14 protein-coding genes are annotated in these 17,697 nt (G+C 38.7%); all 14 read right to left on the bottom strand.

Features of this window, described 5'->3' with window-relative positions:
• Positions 1–5: 5 nt before the first annotated feature.
• A complete protein-coding gene (locus ABIE66_RS04760; protein WP_370014016.1) occupies positions 6–629 on the bottom strand; it encodes an acetyltransferase in 624 nt (207 codons plus the stop codon).
• Positions 630–769: 140 nt separating this feature from the next.
• Positions 770–1,354: a sugar transferase gene (locus ABIE66_RS04755; protein ID WP_370014015.1), complete on the bottom strand. Its 585-nt coding sequence runs from the start codon at positions 1,352–1,354 to the stop codon at positions 770–772.
• 236 nt (positions 1,355–1,590) lie between these two features.
• Positions 1,591–3,402, bottom strand: a complete 1,812-nt coding sequence (locus tag ABIE66_RS04750; RefSeq protein WP_370014014.1) for a polysaccharide biosynthesis protein — start codon at positions 3,400–3,402, stop codon at positions 1,591–1,593.
• A gap of 26 nt (positions 3,403–3,428) precedes the next feature.
• Positions 3,429–4,160, bottom strand: a complete 732-nt coding sequence (locus ABIE66_RS04745; RefSeq protein ID WP_370014013.1) for a tyrosine-protein phosphatase — start codon at positions 4,158–4,160, stop codon at positions 3,429–3,431.
• Positions 4,161–4,217: 57 nt separating this feature from the next.
• The gene (locus tag ABIE66_RS04740) at positions 4,218–4,925 is read right to left on the bottom strand and encodes a CpsD/CapB family tyrosine-protein kinase (protein ID WP_370014012.1); all 708 of its coding nucleotides are present in this window, start codon (positions 4,923–4,925) and stop codon (positions 4,218–4,220) included.
• A 23-nt stretch (positions 4,926–4,948) separates the two neighbouring features.
• Complete coding sequence (locus tag ABIE66_RS04735) at positions 4,949–5,644, bottom strand: YveK family protein (RefSeq protein ID WP_370014011.1); 696 nt, start codon at positions 5,642–5,644, stop codon at positions 4,949–4,951.
• A 61-nt stretch (positions 5,645–5,705) separates the two neighbouring features.
• Positions 5,706–7,061: a nucleotide sugar dehydrogenase gene (locus tag ABIE66_RS04730; RefSeq protein ID WP_370014010.1), complete on the bottom strand. Its 1,356-nt coding sequence runs from the start codon at positions 7,059–7,061 to the stop codon at positions 5,706–5,708.
• A 623-nt stretch (positions 7,062–7,684) separates the two neighbouring features.
• Positions 7,685–8,197 carry a DUF4352 domain-containing protein gene (locus tag ABIE66_RS04725; protein WP_370014009.1) on the bottom strand — a complete coding sequence of 171 codons (513 nt, stop codon included), beginning with the start codon at positions 8,195–8,197 and terminating at the stop codon, positions 7,685–7,687.
• A 209-nt stretch (positions 8,198–8,406) separates the two neighbouring features.
• A complete protein-coding gene (locus tag ABIE66_RS04720) occupies positions 8,407–11,823 on the bottom strand; it encodes a toxin Cry1Ac domain D-VI-related protein (RefSeq protein WP_370014008.1) in 3,417 nt (1,138 codons plus the stop codon).
• Positions 11,824–13,333: 1,510 nt separating this feature from the next.
• A complete protein-coding gene (locus ABIE66_RS04715; RefSeq protein ID WP_370014007.1) occupies positions 13,334–13,897 on the bottom strand; it encodes a hypothetical protein in 564 nt (187 codons plus the stop codon).
• A 19-nt stretch (positions 13,898–13,916) separates the two neighbouring features.
• Positions 13,917–15,065, bottom strand: a complete 1,149-nt coding sequence (gene dgoD / locus ABIE66_RS04710; RefSeq protein ID WP_289323868.1) for a galactonate dehydratase — start codon at positions 15,063–15,065, stop codon at positions 13,917–13,919.
• 33 nt (positions 15,066–15,098) lie between these two features.
• Positions 15,099–15,725 carry a bifunctional 4-hydroxy-2-oxoglutarate aldolase/2-dehydro-3-deoxy-phosphogluconate aldolase gene (locus tag ABIE66_RS04705; protein WP_370014006.1) on the bottom strand — a complete coding sequence of 209 codons (627 nt, stop codon included), beginning with the start codon at positions 15,723–15,725 and terminating at the stop codon, positions 15,099–15,101.
• A 23-nt stretch (positions 15,726–15,748) separates the two neighbouring features.
• A complete protein-coding gene (locus ABIE66_RS04700; protein WP_370014005.1) occupies positions 15,749–16,702 on the bottom strand; it encodes a sugar kinase in 954 nt (317 codons plus the stop codon).
• A gap of 17 nt (positions 16,703–16,719) precedes the next feature.
• The gene (locus ABIE66_RS04695; RefSeq protein ID WP_289323865.1) at positions 16,720–17,484 is read right to left on the bottom strand and encodes an IclR family transcriptional regulator; all 765 of its coding nucleotides are present in this window, start codon (positions 17,482–17,484) and stop codon (positions 16,720–16,722) included.
• Positions 17,485–17,697 lie beyond the last annotated feature (213 nt).

Genomic DNA, 17,697 nt, shown 5'->3' with positions numbered 1-17,697 from the left:
ACTCCTTATTTTATTATCCTTGCTGGGGACCCAACAGCGGTAGATGCATGAGGAATGTCTTTAATAACGGTCGATCCGGCCCCAATCGTACACCATACACCTATCGTGATGTTTGGTATAACGGTAGATCCAGCCCCTATCAAGGTTCCAGTTCCGATCATGACAGCTCCAGTCAGGGTTGCACTAGGAGCTATATGGATAAAGTCATTAAGCTGAGTATCATGCTCAATGACAGAAGACGTATTAACGATGACGTGATTCCCCACTCTCGCGTCCGCGTTCAAGACGACATTCGGCATAATGACTGTTCCTTTTCCTATCGATACATTTTCACCCACTACAGCAGTGGGGTGAATGACTGTCTCATAATCCATTACATCTAAATTCAGCTCGTTTACGATTTTTAACCTTAAATCATTCCTGCCTATCGCAATAATTACTTTACATTCAAAATGGATAAACAAGCTTTTAAAGCATAAGATGGGGCCAAGATATATATTTCCCTTTTTTTTCAGCACTTCGTATTGATCATCCAAAATAGCCATGAGCCGATACTCACCCGTTGCTTCAATAATATCTTGCACAACTTTTGAGTGCCCGCCTGCACCGATTATTACGATTTTCTTCAATTTAAATCACTTCTCACTCATCTAATTTAGTGTTTCTTTAAGATAAATATCTACAGGAGTTAGAGGTTTACTGGTGTTCCCTCCAAGTTCAAAACATTTGAGTTATATTGGCCAATGGTCAATGAACTTCATTCATCCTACTATCCAACAAATTTTCGGGTTGTCACATGCCCTTCTTGGGTAATGGCTTCTTGTTTACATACCTTAATCAAGGTAAGATATATGATCTTCATATCCAGTAAAAAGGATTGATTTTCTACGTACCAGACATCAAGCTCAAACTTTTTCTCCCACGAGATTGCATTGCGTCCATTCACTTGTGCCCAACCTGTCATTCCTGGACGGACATCATGCCTCCTTGCTTGTTCGGCAGTGTATAATGGGAGATATTCCATTAATAACGGCCGTGGACCTACAAAACTCACATCGCCTTTGATAACATTAATCAACTGTGGCAATTCATCTAAACTTAATTTTCTAAGCAATTTCCCAAAATCGGTTAATCTCTTCTCATCAGGAACCAAATCCCCTTTTTCATCTTTTTCATCTGTCATCGTTCTAAACTTGTACAGATAAAATGATTTCCCATTAAGGCCTGGGCGCTCCTGCTTAAAAATGACAGGGGAACCTAATTTCAAACGGATGAGGATGACGATAAACAGCATAAGAAGTGAACTGGATATGAGCGCCAGACAAGATATCAATAATTCAAAAGCCCGTTTCATTTTTTCCTCCTAAATCATCATTGTGGATCGTTACAAGTAAACAAAGGAAATCTCAGATAGCTTTACAGCATTTAATTGCTACTCTTATCGCATTTCCAATCGTTTTTTCTATTATTCTTCATTATTTTTCATTTCTCTTCACTTCTATTACATTCTTTGGATAACAAGGTTGCTAGAATGTAAACACTCGCCTTACCTTCTCTAGTAATTGCTAATCATCGGGATATCAGTCATTGTCACGGAACGGGAATTTTGTTATTCGTCCTATAATTTGCTAAATTCAACACTCTTTCTTTTAACGTTTCTTCGCTCAAGACATCGTATGTTGTGATAATATCCTTTATTGCATTCCAATTTACCACTCTTGGTTTTCCAATATGGATTTTTGGATAGATCTGATTTAAATAAACTTCATCTTCCCCAAGTAGTTCTTCGTATAATTTTTCACCTTGCCGAATTCCAGTATAGGTAATCCCAATGTCTTCAACATTGTAACCTGACAATTGGATGAGCTTTTTTGCAAAATCGACAATTTTGACAGGTTCACCCATATCAAGTACAAATACCTCTCCGCCTTTGGCCAGGACCCCTGCCTGAATGACTAATCTAGAAGCTTCGGGAATGGTCATGAAATAGCGAATCATGTCCGGATGAGTAATTGTCAAAGGTCCCCCTTTTTTTATTTGTTTTTTGAAGAGTGGGATGACGCTGCCATTACTGCCAAGGACATTTCCAAATCGGACCGTTACAAATTTAGTATGACTCGACAAACTCTTATGCTGGATCATCATCTCGGCTAAACATTTAGAGGCGCCCATTATACTGGTTGGATTTACGGCTTTATCCGACGAAACCATGACAAAAATATTCACCATGCCAGCCTCCGATGCCTCTGCAACATTCATCGTGCCTATGATGTTATTTTTCACCGCTTCTTTAGGGTTGGACTCCATAAGTGGCACATGTTTATGAGCGGCTGCATGATAGACGATGTTAGGACGATGATGGTCGATGACCTGAAACATCCTCCTGCGATCCTGAATATCTGCAATTTCAGTCACAATCTCAATGGTATCTGCATAAGCCTCAAGCAATTCCAACTCAATCGAGTAAATGCTGTTTTCACCATGTCCAAGCAATACAATTTTAGCTGGATTATATTTCATGATTTGACGACAGATTTCTGATCCAATTGAACCGCCCGCACCTGTTACTAAAATAGTACTATCAACAATCTTTTCCGAAATACCTTTATCATCAAGTTGAACGGGTGAGCGCCCCAATAAGTCCTCCATCTGGATATCTTGCAATTCATTAATTGGAACCTTACCTTGAACAATCGCTTCAAGGCTAGGGACAATTTGAGTCTTTACACAAGTTTTATTGCATTCTGCAAAAATGGAATTTATTTCATCCCTTTTCAAAGAAGGAATCGCAATGACGATATGCTCAATCTTATATTCCTCAACCACTTGAGAAATATGTTTTGTTACTGCTACTACTGGTATGTTGAAGATTTCTAAACTTAGCTTCGTTTTATCATCATCAACGAATGCAACTGGGACTAATTCTATATTGCTGGATTTTAACAACTGACTAGTTATCATCGTCCCAGCAGATCCGGCTCCAACGATCAACGTTCTTTTTTTATTCGGTGATTGCTTAATGTATCGATCAAAATAAACCCTCCATGCCAAACGTGAGCACCCAATCATGGCCATATAAAGGATCCATGTAATGAAAAGTTCTCTTATATATAGAAAATTGGTAAAGTACAGCTGAAAGAAGGTAGTAATGGTAATAGCAAATGCAGTCACTTTGAATATATTGAACATTTCCCTGATACTGGCGTATTCCCAAGCCTTTTTATACTGTTTCAAATAAGCAGTAAAGAAATAATGACACACAAGCAAAATAAGCGTACTATTCAGTGCAAAAGCCGGTATTTCATCATATGGATGTAATAACCAATAACTTAAAAATACAGCGATCACAACAATCATGGCGTCCAGTATGACTAATGTGAAAAGCCGGTTATAATATGTCAAATCTACTTCTCCTCATATAAATATTTTTAATCAAACAAGAGTTCCTTAACTTTCATCCCGTACAAAACATTCTCGGCATTTTCATTAAAGACATTCACTACTTCTTGTCCAAAATTCTTTTCAATCATCCTTTGTGCTTCCCTGATTTGAAAACCTCTGTTTCCAACATTATGAGCATCTGAAGCAATAAAATGAGTAAGACCTGAGTGAACTAAAAATTTGGAAAATCTTTTTGTTCTCCATCCGAATTTACCTGTGATGCTCCCTGCTGTTATTTGTGAATACGCCCCCTTCCACATTAGCTCTTTTAGAAGTTGCGGATTTTTTATTATTTCCAAATTCCGCTCTGGATGAGCAATGATCGGTGTCATTCTTTTCATTTGAAGATCATAGATTAATCGTTCCGTATATCTTGGCACATGGTTTGAAGGCAGTTCGAGAAGGATGTACTGCGAACCATTCAAGCCCATGATTTTATTATTATCATAATCATCCATAAGTTCATCGGATATCCTGATTTCCTGCCCAGGCCATACTTTTAGCGGGATTTCCAGATCATCAAGTACTCGGTTTATTTTTCTAGTTTCCTCCAACACTTTTTCTTTATCATTTTCATATATCCCCCTATTATAATGAGGGGTTGCAATGATATTGGTGATTCCTTGTTCTACAGCTTTTCTCGCCATTTCTATACTTTCCTGGATATTTCCAGCCCCATCATCGATATCGGGTAAAATGTGACTATGAATATCAATCATTGGTATCCCCTCTTTGGCCTAACTACGAATGTTAAATCAAATTCCAAACTGCTTATTTTATTTACCATAGTAGTAGTATTCGTCAGGATGTTTTTGTTTTTTCTTATTTAAGATTGCGCCTAAAAGCTTTGCATTTGCATTTTCAAGTAATTCCTTCGCTTTTTTTGCTTGCTGTATTTCAGTACTTCCGCTGCTAACCACTAAAACGACTCCATCTGTCATATTCGCTAGTATTTGAGCATCTGTAACAGCATTAACAGGCGGCGTATCCAGAATAACCAAATCATAATTCATCTTTACTTCATCCAACAATGTCACCATTCCGTTTGACCCAAGCAATTCCGATGGGTTAGGAGGAATGGGTCCACTTGTCAACACATCTAAATTCGGGTAAATGGAAGGTTGTACAGCATCATGTAATTTGTTTTGCTTTGATATGACATTCGTTAACCCCAGGTAGTTCTCCATGTTAAAGTTAGTATGAACACTGGGCTTTCTCAAATCCGCATCTATGATGAGGATACGTTTCCCTTGCTGTGCAAAAACTGCTGCGACATTAATTGAAGTGGTTGATTTTCCTTCACCTGCGTTTGCTGAGGTGAAAATCATGGATCTTATGTCTTTTTCCACAGCGGAAAATTGAAGATTCGTTCGGATCGTCCTATATTGCTCCACAACCGGAGATTTCGATTTCAACATAGAAATACTGCTCCTTTTCTTACTCTCCGTCATTTTATGCCGTTCATTGCGTGTCAAGCTTTTCACCTCTTGAGGTTGTGATTATAAATCTACTTTTTTCGTTTTTTTTTATTTTCCATTAAATTAACGATGCCTAGCATCGGCATCTTTAAATGATCTTCAATATCAGATTCAACCTTGATTGTATTGTCTAAAAATTCGATCAAGAATGTAAGAACTAAACTTATTACCAACCCTGCAAAACATGCGAAGATCATGTTCGTGATCGGATTCGGTTTTATAGGTGAGGAATTATCTCCTATAGTTGCATTTGATAAGACATTGACATTATCCACATTCATTAGCGCTTTTATTTCATCTTGGAAGATGTCCGTAATTGCACTGGCGACATTTACAGCAAGTTTAGGGTCCGTGCTTTCAACTTTAATGGTAAATATTTGGGAATTACCCTTACTGACGATTTCGATTTGTTCCGATAACGCTGTATTTGAAATGTCAAGATTCAGTCGATTTTTTACTTTTTCCAACATCATTGGACTTTTGATGATCTCTCCATAAGTCTCAATCAATTGAATATTGGTTTGAATCTCACCTATATTGTAAAGTTCTGTACTTTCCTTGGATTGATTGACCAAGATTTGTGTAGAAGCTTGGTAAACAGGTGAAAGAATAAAAAAGCTTACGATACCCGTTATTGCCGTAATAAGGGTTGTGATGATAAAAATGAGTGCCATGCGCTTTTTTACCATTTGAAAAATATCGTTTATATTGAGTGTCCCACTCATTCCATCAACTCCAATCCATCTTTAAACCTTTTTCGTTTGTTCACATATTTGTTTTTGATGCCTATAATTTTGCAACCTTATCGGACAGCAGACCATTTTCCTCCATCACATTTTTGGAATCGAATATTAATGACGCATTATCATGGACACTTTTCCAGTCAAAACAATTGTGTGGTGTTCCAATGACAACAATATCGGCTCTTTGAAGAATGGCAGCATCGTATTTTGCCACCGGTTGAATTTGATCATTGATCCGGATTTCCTTTGCATAGGGTTCGATGACAGTTAGATTCTGGACTTTATTTTGTAACCTTTCTAGTAAGCGAACGACCGGGCTTTCCCTTAAATCACCAATATCACTTTTATAAGAAGCACCTAAAACCACAACATGTGAGTGTTTCATAAGCTTGTCTTTGGCTGCAAGCAGCTCAAGTATGCGGTTATATGAATAGTGAACCATCCCGTCATTAATATCCCCTGCCAGTTCAATCATTTTTGTTCGTTGACCATGTTCTTTTGCTTTATAGAGCAAGTAGTAGGGATCGACCGGTATACAATGTCCCCCTACACCAATACCTGGGGTAAATTTCATGAACCCGTATGGTTTCGAGGAAGCTGCATTGATCGTGTCCCATATATCAATTTCCAATTCTTTGCACAAAACTGTCAATTCATTGACCAAAGCCATGTTAATCCACCGGAATGTGTTTTCAAAGATTTTGCTTAATTCTGCAACGCGGATCCCTTTAACACAATGTGCGTTCTTTCCGATAAACATGCATGCTAATTCTGTACAGTTTTCCGTTATCCCCCCGACAACCTTTGGGGTGTTGCTTAAGTTGAATTTCTTATTTCCTGGATCAATTCTTTCAGGCGAATAAGCTACAAAAAGGTTATCCCCAATCACATATCCTCTATCTGTTAATGGTGTACAGATATATTCTTCTGTCGTTCCTGGATACGTTGTACTTTCTAAAATAACCATTGTTCCTTCCTTCACATGTTCAGCTATAACTTGTCCTACATCTTTCACATACGAGATATCAGGTTCTTTCAAATTATTGACAGGGGTCGGGACACAAATCAAAAGAACATCCATCTCTCCAACCTGTTTCATATCCGTTGTCGCAGTAAATCGCTTTTGGTTTATCAATTCGCTAAGCTCGTCATTATCTACATCATTGATATAATTAATTCCGCTATTTAAACTTTCCACTTTTGACTCAGAGACATCGAATCCAGTCACCTTATATCCTTCAGCTGCATAATGACAAGCTGTTGGAAGACCAACATACCCCAATCCAATCACTCCGACTTTAGCCGTCTTGTTCTTTAATTCTCTCCGCAGATTAGATTTGTGCGAGTATTGAGCATTATATATTTGTTGTTTTCTTTCATGAGTTATCGCAGTTATCATGATTCAACTCCTCCATTTCATTTATAACTTAACGATTTATTAAAACTAACACGCTATAATGTCAATTCACGAACCAAACCATTACACCGAATAAACTGGCAAACTTCTAATATTAAAGATATAAGTAAGCAAAACCGACCAGGTACAACCAATTTATGATACACATACTAGAAATTCTTGAACATCCGTTTTGTAAGCTTCGTTTCCCATTATATTTTTCGTTAGCATTAATAAATTATCATATTTACTTTTAATCCTAGTTCCAGATTTCGAATGAATCGTTCTGTTTTTGATTCATCTACCCTTTATAACCTGGATAACCATGTTTTTTTCATGATATATAAACTCACACCAACAGCTGGATTATGCGTAAAGATTAAGAGTAGCCTGCCCTTTGCCAACACGCATTTTTAGCCGAGTATATTTCTAATTTAGGCCGGACCCTCCCCAAAAAATGAAAATATATTAACAAGCAAGCAGATAGGAAACGATCAAAAACTTTCACTACTCCATTCTCTTGATCGTTTAAGGAAATACAAAAACCCCCCGATGAATTGGCCTTTATCACGGTGCCATTACTCGGGGGATTTCAAACATTTTAGCCAGGCTTATAATAACACTGCCTACTTTTTAGGGGCAGCAGCTGTCATGTCTGTCACTTGGTTAATGATCCATTCCTGCTTATCTTTAGTGTCAGTATTTTCATACTGCACCTTAAACGGCCCCTTACCTTCTATTACATAGTACCCATTTCCTTTAACACTTTTTCCAGGTGATAATTGTGTCCCCAAATTATCTCCTGGATAGATACTTAGTTTTTTATTTTCTTTATTCCATACCGACATTTCAAAAACGTCTACAAATCGTTCTTCTGCCGTTTTATTAGTTGCCTTCAGCTGTATCTGTAAAACTACTTTTCCTTTTTGATCTGGATGTTCAAGCTTCAAAGCCTTTACAATCCGAATGTTTACGCCAGATATGGCTTTCTCTTGTCCTGTTTCGTCCTTAGTGGAAGAGTTCGTTTGCTTTTGCTGTTCATCCTGAACAACCTTTTCTCCTGACGTACAGCCCGTCAAAAATATAGTTAAAGTTAATATACAGATCCAAATACTGCTGAAGCTACTCTTTAATATCATAATGTCACCCCTTAATAAATATATAAATCCTTTTTAAAGAGAGATTCTTCAGTATCTTTTCTCCATATTTCTCACTCTCTCATACACAAAATTGGATCCTTATTTATTTGTAACGAAAAAAATACTCATAACACTTTAAAAGCTTTTGAAACATGTAAGAAGGACCCACTTCCTATAGGAGAGGCCTTCTTACATCATTCTCACAATGGTTATTTGACGATCGTTTTTACTACGTCTCCTCCAACTACTAGTGGACCATAATCAACTTCTATGACATCTCCTGCTTTTAGCCTCCGGTTTGCTCCATTTTCATCGATGATAAATCGGCTGTAAATTTGGTAACTTCCATCCGAATTAATGTAACCTGCCCCGGTTTGAGTTAGGGAAACTGTTCTCTGAGGCATTCCATTCACTAACAAACGGAGACTTAGAGTTCCTTCAGGTGCTTTGCCAGTAACATAATCCGCATTAGGAGCCACTGCATTTACCTGTAGTTTTTCAACTTCCTTGACTACCGTAGTATGAGCTTGTAATTTCGATGGAGTCCGCATACCGTAGTCAACCGTTACGACATCGCCTACTTGTAGGGTTTTATTATTTCCCTTCTCGTCCACTCCTACGTACTTACTGTATATACTGAATGTTCCATCTTCATTGACAGGTGCCGTACGTAGAGGTTCGCCATTTACCAGTAAGCGTACGATCGTTGCCCCTTCAGGTGCAGTTCCTGTTATAACCTCTGCATTTTGGTACACAGTATTGAGCTTAACAGGTTCACTCGGCATAAACTGTACCACCTTAACAGATGAACTCCCGCTGATATTTCCTGCCGCGTCTGTAAGGGTGACTGTTATTATCGTATTAACGGGTTGATTTGGAATAGCAACCTTGAATTTCCCGTCTGGACCTACAACCCCAGTATATTTCTTGGAATTAATGGTGACAGTCACATTTGCTTCAGGTTCACCGCTTCCTGTTACTTCTTTACTGTTTGTTGTAACTTCATTTAGTTTCGGTGCATTCGGAGCCGTTATATCTTTATCCAATAAATCTTCAGCTTTGTTCAGTAAATCTTGCAGACGGTCTTTTTCTGCACCTTCAGGAAGCTTATTCACCGCCTCTTGGGCTTCGTCTATCGCCCCTTGATCCGTCGTTCCTTCCAATGTATCGAACTTATCGTCCGTGAACAGATTCTCCACTTTGTCCTTTGCATCCGCTAAGTCTTTTTCTGCTTGTTCTTTTTTGTTCAATAAATCTTGCGCTTTGTCCACCAAATCTTGTAAGCGATCTTTTTCCGGACCTTCCGGTAATTTGTTGACCGTGTCTTGGGCTTCATCAACCGCTCCTTGATCGGTACTTCCTTTCAATGTGTCGAACTTATCGTCCGTGAACAAATCTTCCACTTTGTTCTTCGCATCGTTTAGGTCTTTTTCTGCTTGCTCTTTTTTGTTCAATAAATCTTGCGCTTTGTCCACCAAATCTTGCAGACGGTCTTTTTCCGTACCTTCAGGAAGCTTATTAACCGCTTCTTGAGCTTCGTCAATCGCTCCTTGATTCGTCGTGTCTTTCAATGTGTTGAATTTATCATCTGTGAACAGATCTTCGACTTTGTTCTTTGCATCGGATAGGTCCTTTTCTGCTTGTTCTTTCTTATTCAATAGATCTTGGGCTTTGTTCAGTAAATCTTCCAGACGGTCTTTTTCAGATCCGGCTGGTAATTTGCGGACCGCTTCTTTTGCTTCATCTATCGCTCCTTGATCCGTCGTTCCTTTCAATGTGTCGAACTTATCATCCGTGAACAGGTCTTCCACTTTGTTCTTCGCATCGGTTAGATCTTTTTCTGCTTGTTCTTTTTTGTTCAATAAATCTTTCGCATTGTTCAGTAAATCTTGCAGACGGTCTTTTTCTGCACCTTCTGGAAGCTTATTAACCGCTTCTTGGGCTTCATCAATCGCCGCTTGATTCGTGGTTTCTTTCAATGTGTCGAACTTATCGTCCGTGAACAGATCTTCCACTTTGTTCTTCGCATCGGTTAGTTCTTTTTCTGCTTGTTCTTTTTTGTTCAATAAATCTTTCGCATTGTTCAGTAAATCTTGCAGACGGTCTTTTTCTGCACCTTCAGGAAGCTTATTGACCGCTTCTTGGGCTTCGTCAATCGCCCCTTTATCCGTTGTTCCTTTCAATGTGTCGAACTTATCATCCGTGAACAGATCTTCCACTTTGTTCTTCGCATCGGCTAGGTCTTTTTCTGCTTGCCCATCTTTATCTTTTCCTAATTCAATCTTTTTTGTTTTAGCAAGGTCAATAATGAAATTCGTTGGGTTACCACTAATTGATTGAGCTACGTTATACTTATATATAGCTTTCCATGTAAGATTTCCACCTGATTTTCCCATATAACTATTTGTAGGATTTTCTGTCGCACTCGTCCAAAGATTCACCATACCCGTATTCATACTCATCGTAAGGGATGTACTTAAATTATTTATTGCTTGTTTTTTTACTGAGGACAATAAAACATTCTCTGGATTATTAAAATCAATGGTGGATAGTTTATTTACCACTTGCAAAGCATGACCATCTTCTGTAGTTACATGCAGTTTCGCTTGATTATTGATCTTGGCTGTCCCATAAAGCGAGATCACTGGGTATGAATCCGTACCAGATCTATTTATCTGTACATCTGCACCGTCATCCACGTTAAATGACTTAAACTTTCCATTGACGGTAACTCCTTTTGCCCCATCAAACTTTACCTTTGCATTATTTCCAATGGAAAAACCTCCATCGCCACCTGTTGCATAAAATATTCCATAACCACTATGAAGTGTTTTAATGTCTACATTCGCATTTGGAGCAATCTTAAATTGTGGTTCTGCTGTAATCGACCAAATAAGAGCATAGCCATTATTATGGCTTATATTAGTTTCACCATCAATCTCTACACTTCCAGTTTCCGCCATCTCCTGGGCAGGTGCTGATCCTGGCATTGTATGATTATTAATAAAAATGTCGTTAACTCCTTTAAAAATTGCATTCCCGAAACGGTTCCAGATTAATTGTGGTCCACTGTAATTTACATTTTCGAATATTTGCTCTACATTTTGTGTTCCATCATATATGGTAATGAAACCATAATAGTTCTTTCCTTTAATATCCAAGTTCTTTACATGGACACTTCTTAGTTTATTACCATTGGCATAGATACCATCTGCGGCTCCTAACGCTCCTCCTGTTTCCGATAGTGTATGATTATTTCCTTCAATCACGATTTCCGTTTTTGCCGGGTGAATTTTAATCGCTCCGCTTATGTCTATATCTCTACCTAGATGAATCGTCGATATTCCGTTATCTGCCTCTAAAGCAACCTTTAACTCTTGAAAATTGTTGACGACTGTTTCGTTTGCTGTCATTTTTGTAACGGCTTTACTCGGTGATTGTGTTTCAGTTGTTTGTGTACGCGCTTCTTGAGTTTTCACCTCGGATGCTTGTGCATTCGAAATATCCTTATTCTTTGGTGTGGATAGTTCTTCCGCAAATCCTACACTTGGTATTAATAGAGAACTTGCTAATAGAAATGATGTTGTCATAACGTTAATAGGTTTTAACATTTTATTTTTCTTCATAAATTGAACGTTCCTCCTAAATAAATATTAATTTTTATTACAAGATTAATATTACTTTTTTTCGACAAGTACCTCGTTCCAATAATGATCCATTAAAAATCATTTTAGGAACCATATTAGGGCATTAACCGTCAATTTTTATGTGATTATTTTCATTTATGGTGATGGGTGTTAAAAGGAATATGTAAATATAATGATCCTGCATTTTTAAAAAAACACACCTTCCTATCAACTCCACGTTTAAAATTCAAGCTTCTTTTATGGGGTACAATCATTATGGTTACATAACAAAAATGTGATAAGAGAAACCATTAGTTCCTTCTTATCACACAGATTCTACTTTATTTTAAAACCTTCATTTTCCTTGAAAGGATTCATCCTATTTAGTCATTATTTCATTCCATGAAGAGTTTCTTCTATTTTAACCTGTAGCTCATTTTCATAACGCCCGTCGCCATTACGTGAACATTTATATCCATAGCAGTATACAATCCAAAGCATATGTGGCGACTCGGTATCGCGCATAGACCTTCCCCGGTAATCCTCTTACATACACCTTTACTTTTATTCATCCTTTTTTTCTATGGGCACTTTTAAGAAAGGATAGTGACGTTATTAAAATGAGGGTGACTTTCAGCGTATTTATTTCTTGTTCATTTAATAAAAGGTACATCAAAAATAAGACTAAAAAGGCTTGAATAATATAGATCCTATATTTCAATAGGGTGGACCAATTTTGTAGTACCCATAGTAAAAAAAAGTTAAATTGCTTCGACATCATCTTTCTCCTTTATCATGATGTTGATATTATCTAGATTTATATTCTGGCATCATTATATACAAATTGGTGAATGTCGGTATTTCATAAAGTAAAAACATTCATTCAGAAAAGAAATGCAGTTATGTTTTCATAAATGGAACCTTGCTGTGTTTGATTTAATAGATTTTGAAAATGCTGGTGAGAGCGGCTAATTATTCTTTTCTCACAGAGGCACTAAGTTTGAATGAAATGGCATGGGGATATAAAAAGGAAGAGAGGGAATCGCAAATATAGTAGCTTCTGGGGAACAGAACACCTAATATTCAATCTGCATGTATTAAAAGGAGCAAAAAAATATTATAAATTCACGAAAAATTAAAACAGCCTGCCCCTTGAACAAAGGGAACAGGCAGCCTGAGTGTTTATCCAGGCACAATATTATGGATACGCTCAGAGAATTGGGCCTTCTTTTTACAATGGGGGTTTGGGGAAGTGGCCCTCACTGCTATTTCATTTTATAATATTCACAAAATCATATCGTTTCAAAAATGAAATGAGATAAATCATTTTTTATATTATTCATCCTGTAAGATATGATCATGGCAGGTGAAGAAGGATAGGAACGAAGTATCATGAACGAAATTTTCACCAGACCCCGCCATCCACCTCCACTAAAGGGAAAGCGCAGCACCCCTAACGAACAAAAAAAATTAGCAATCCAAAATGGAATGGATTGCTAATTCCTATCAATCACCTGACACTCTTACTGCTTGAAACCTTGTGTTTTCCACACATTATCTCAATGTGTCGATTCAAGATTAATAGAGCGATCGGGTTATGCTCGATTTGACTGACAAGTTTCCAGGTAACCGTTAGGATCGACCCTTCGCCCATGTCTTGTTTGATAACGGAGCCGCCATTTTGCCCGAGCCATCCTTCGAAGTAACCAGAAGTGATATCTACATTCTCCGAAAGCAAGGGATTGCCAAACATGTTCACGGTCTGCTTTTTACCTACCTTTTTGTAATCCTTGAATGGAATCACATAATCCGGAATTAATCGATCGAATTCCCATCCCATTTCAGGTTGGATCGGTAACCCTTCAAACCAAGCAGTGTCCACATAATTCATTGAAGAAGCACGGGCCCAGCTTTCCCCAATATCCAGCTGACGGAAGGAATAATGGGCTTTATTCTTTACACCATCCCCCTTTTCCGCGAAGAAGATGACTTGACTGCCCTTCTTGGACTGAGCAAGGATTTCCTTATCAAGACTATTAGTAAGAATCAGATTCGCTTGAGTTATTTCTTCCACCAAAAGGACCGCAGACCTTTTACCACTCTGCTACACTTCCGTCTTTATGTCTCCAAACCGGATTTCTCCAGTTATGGCCAATCTCAGCCATTTTTCTCACGTGATCTTCGTTAATCTCAATACCAAGACCGACTCCGTCTGGAATTTTTACAAACCCCTCCTCATATTCGAATACTTGGTTATCCACGATGTAATCTAGCAAATCACTACCTTGGTTATAATGAATACCTAGACTTTGTTCCTGGATAAATGCGTTATGACAAGTAGCATCGACTTGCAAGCAGGCAGCTAATGCAATCGGTCCCAATGGACAGTGAGGAGCAGCTGCCACATCGAAAGCCTCCGCCATGGATATGATTTTCTTACATTCGGTAATTCCACCAGCATGTGATAAGTCGGGTTGGATGATATCGGCATATCCATCAGTCAATAACTTTTTGAAATCCCACTTGGAGAACATTCTTTCACCTGTCGCAATCGGGATCGCTGTATGATTGGCGATTTCACGCAATGATTCATTATTTTCCGGTAATACAGGCTCTTCAATGAACATCGGTCTGAAAACTTCCAATTCTTTTGCAAGAATTTTTGCCATTGGCTTATGCACTCTTCCGTGAAAATCAATACCAATTCCTACATATGGTCCCACTGCCTCACGTACAGCTGAAACCCGAGCTAACACTTGATCAATTTTTTCATAGGAATCCACATATTGCAGTTCCTCGGTACCATTCATTTTTACCGCTGTAAATCCTTTAGAAACAACTTCCCTGGCAGCTTCGCCGACCTCTGTCGGACGATCCCCGCCGATCCATGAATAAACTTTAATCGATTCTCTTGCTTTTCCTCCAAGAAGTTGATGGACTGGAGCATTATGATATTTCCCTTTAATATCCCAAAGTGCTTGATCAATTCCAGAGATTGCGCTCATTAAGATAGGACCGCCACGATAGAAGCCTGCTCTGTACATCACATTCCAATGATCTTCAATATTACGCGGGTCTTTTCCAATAAGGTTTTCCATTAATTCATCAACTGCGGATTTTACCGTTGCGGCTCTACCTTCAATTACCGGTTCTCCCCAACCAACGATTCCTTCATCAGTTTCGATTTTTAAAAATAACCAGCGTGGTGGTACTTGGAACAATTCATAGCTTGTGATTTTCATAGTGAATCTCTCCTTAAAAGTTTTATGTTTTTCCTAAGAACGAATGGCTGAGACAAATGCTTCTGCTTTACGGGTTAAGTCCTCTAAGTATTTCTCGTTGACTTCATGCTTTGTGTCGACCAGCGCGCTTCCAATTCCGAAGCCGACCGCTCCAACTTTTTGGAATTCAGCGATATTTTCTAACGTAACGCCTCCTGTTGGCAACAGTGGGATATGTGATAAAGGACCACGAATATCTTTTATATAACCCGGGCCGATGCTTGCTGGGAATACTTTGATGATATCGCCACCGTTTTCATAAGCCGTTAAGATTTCTGTTGGTGTAAAGGCACCGGGAATACTTACTGCCCCATATCGTTTGGTCATTTTGATTGTTTCCAAATTAACCGTTGGGGATAAAATAAACTTCGCACCAGCAAGGATCGCTGCCCGTGCCGTTTCCTGGTCCAGTACTGTACCGGCACCAACCACCATTTCATCGCCAAACGCTTCGGAAACGAGTTCGATCGAATGTAAGGCGTTGGGAGAATTCAGCGTGATTTCTATTAATTTAACGCCACCGTTTCTTAAAGCTCCTGCAATTTTCACCGTATCCCCAGGCTTTGAGCCACGGACAATGGAAATAACCTTGTGTTTTAAAATAGTTGAAAGCGCATTCATTTTTGAACCCTCCTTCTTGCTGTTTAGCGGATGACGTCATCTTTGTCAATACGGTTCATATATTCTTCCAGTGCTTCTTTATCTGGAAGACCCTCGATATCCCCGCTGACCTTTGTGACGATTGCTCCAATGGCACAGCCTCTTTTCACCGATTCTTGAATGGACCGCTCATCCAGTAAGCCCGACAGTACACCGGCAGCAAAACCATCTCCCGCCCCAATCGGATCGAGCACAGTTTTGACCGGGTAGGCCTCCACATAGCCAGAATCTTTGGGGGTTGAATAGTAAGCTCCTTTTTCACCAAGCTTCACGACCACCATTTCTGCCCCTAAGTACTTACATTCTGCCGCGATTTGCTTACAATCCTTTGTTTGAAATAAATAGTTACCTTCCGAAATACCGGGTAAGATGATATCAGCCTTAGCGACTATTTCCAATAACATGTCTCTTCCTATTTTTTCATCTAGTAACGTTTTTCGTATGTTTGGATCAAAAACAATTTTCACTCCATTTTTTCTAGCAATCTCGATCGCATGAAAGACGGTTTCTTTGCATGAATCACTAAGCGCCGGGGTTATGCCTGTAATATATAAGATCTTCGCTCTCGCAATGTAGCTTTCTTCCATATCAGCAGGAGTCATTTTACTGGCAGCTGAAAATTTTCGGTAATAGAAAACCTTTGAACTATCGATAGTTGTTCGTTCTTTTAAAAACAGCCCAGTGGGAGCGCTTTCATCTTCTTTTACAAAAGAAGTATCCACTCCTTCACCACGCACACTTGCAATAATTCTTTTTCCAAGTTCGTCCTTACCAACTCTGCTCATCCAGCCTGTTTGATAACCAAGCTTCGCCAGGCCGATCAGTGTATTGGTTTCTGCCCCGGCTACCCTGGAAGAATAGTTTCGGTTATATCTTAATTGACCCGTTTCTTCAGGAGAAAATAAGATCATCGTTTCTCCTAAACTTACAACATCCATACCTGTCCCTCCTTCCATTAAGGTTGACCTTGACCTACCTTGTAGCCAATACTGGTTGACACTTCTTTTGAAGTGAACAACAATTTTTCTACAATCGTTTCCCTTTGTTTGATCATTCTTTCTTTAGGTCCTGCCACACTGATCGCTGCTTGAATGGAATTATCCGCTCCATATATCGGAGCCGCCATACAAAATAACCCTTCTTCATTTTCCTCATCATCGATGGAATGACCCAACTGCTTAAAGATATCAAGCTGCTGTTCCAACTCTTGTCTATCGGTAATCGTGTGACCCGTAATACGAAGTAATTCCGTGCTGTCCAGAATTTGATTTTTTTGTTGTTCGTTCATAAATGCCAAAAAGGCCTTTCCAAGTCCTGTACAATATAATGGTTTATGACTTCCCGGCTGTGCAGTGGTTCGAATGGAACGATTGTTATCAATCTTCGCTACATACACCAAGTCCTTCTCCGACAATAACGCCATAAATACAGTCTCTTGTACATCCTCCATCAACCTTTTTAAATAAGGTAACGCCTGTTTGGAGATATCTAACGACTCCAATGCAGCGCTTCCAATCTGGATCAACTTTGGCCCTAACTTATATTGGTTAAAAGAATCCAGAGAAAGATAACCTTCCTTAAATAACGTACCAATCAGACCAGATGTACTGCTCTGTGGAAATGATAACTTCTCGCTTATTTCCTTAATCGTTAAACCATCTCGATACTGGCTTAATAATTCAAAAACTCTCAAAACACGTTCTGCCGATTTAACTGACATCTGTTGTTCACCTCTTTGTTAAATCACATATGTGATTTTAAATCTTATATGTGATATGTATTTTCATACTATCATATTGAAAAATAAATGCCAACCAATTCAGTAATTATTTGGTTTTTTTGCATTTTCCAATTAAGGTTATATCGTCCTTGAGGGTTGGTATCATTGTTGGTTTAACAGGGATCGTTTTAACTGTAAGAATCCTACCCAGTT

The sequence above is a fragment of the Peribacillus sp. B2I2 genome (genome assembly GCF_041261685.1).
GTDB lineage: Bacteria > Bacillota > Bacilli > Bacillales > DSM-1321 > Peribacillus.
This window is presented reverse-complemented; position numbering and strand designations above follow the sequence as displayed.

Excerpts from the sequence above, each read along its gene's own strand:
- ABIE66_RS04755 (WP_370014015.1), bottom strand. The coding sequence starts at position 1,354 with ATGAAACGGGCTTTTGAATTATTGATATCTTGTCTGGCGCTCATATCC.
- ABIE66_RS04745 (WP_370014013.1), bottom strand. The coding sequence starts at position 4,160 with ATGATTGATATTCATAGTCACATTTTACCCGATATCGATGATGGGGCT.
- ABIE66_RS04735 (WP_370014011.1), bottom strand. The coding sequence starts at position 5,644 with ATGAGTGGGACACTCAATATAAACGATATTTTTCAAATGGTAAAAAAG.
- ABIE66_RS04730 (WP_370014010.1), bottom strand. The coding sequence starts at position 7,061 with ATGATAACTGCGATAACTCATGAAAGAAAACAACAAATATATAATGCT.
- ABIE66_RS04725 (WP_370014009.1), bottom strand. The coding sequence starts at position 8,197 with ATGATATTAAAGAGTAGCTTCAGCAGTATTTGGATCTGTATATTAACT.
- ABIE66_RS04720 (WP_370014008.1), bottom strand. The coding sequence starts at position 11,823 with ATGAAGAAAAATAAAATGTTAAAACCTATTAACGTTATGACAACATCA.
- dgoD (WP_289323868.1), bottom strand. The coding sequence starts at position 15,065 with ATGAAAATCACAAGCTATGAATTGTTCCAAGTACCACCACGCTGGTTA.
- ABIE66_RS04705 (WP_370014006.1), bottom strand. The coding sequence starts at position 15,725 with ATGAATGCGCTTTCAACTATTTTAAAACACAAGGTTATTTCCATTGTC.
- ABIE66_RS04700 (WP_370014005.1), bottom strand. The coding sequence starts at position 16,702 with ATGGATGTTGTAAGTTTAGGAGAAACGATGATCTTATTTTCTCCTGAA.
- ABIE66_RS04695 (WP_289323865.1), bottom strand. The coding sequence starts at position 17,484 with ATGTCAGTTAAATCGGCAGAACGTGTTTTGAGAGTTTTTGAATTATTA.